At 51.0% G+C, this 390-nt stretch carries 1 rRNA gene; it reads left to right on the top strand.

What is annotated here, in order from left to right:
* Positions 1-3 precede the first annotated feature (3 nt).
* Positions 4-390 (top strand): 23S ribosomal RNA (locus tag ACSV5T_RS09745); the annotation flags it as partial.

The raw sequence follows: 390 nt of genomic DNA, 5'->3' as shown, positions 1-390 counted from the left end.
TTAAGTAAAGATTTTAAGGGCGTACGGTGGATGCCTTGGCGATATCAGCCGAAGAAGGACGCGGTAAGCTGCGATAAGCTACGGAGAGGTGCAAGCAACCTTTGACCCGTAGATTTCCGAATGGGGGAACCCGGCAGTGGTTATGCACTGTCACCCATACCTTTGAGTATGAGGAGGGCACCCGGGGAACTGAAACATCTAATTACCCGGAGGAAAAGTAATCAAACGAGATTTTCTTAGTAGCGGCGAGCGAACGGGAAAGAGGCCAAACCGGAGCGGGCAACCGCACCGGGGTTGAGGACAGTCATCAAGTGTAAATGAGGTAGAAGAATCGAGTTGGAAAGCTCAGCCGCAGAAGGTGAAAGCCCTGTAATCGAAACCTTGCATACA

Source organism: Veillonella sp. ZSJB6, assembly GCF_051549505.1.
Classification (GTDB): Bacteria; Bacillota; Negativicutes; order Veillonellales; family Veillonellaceae; genus Veillonella.
The sequence above is the reverse complement of the archived record's forward strand: the minus strand, read 5'-3'. Positions and strand labels throughout refer to the sequence as shown.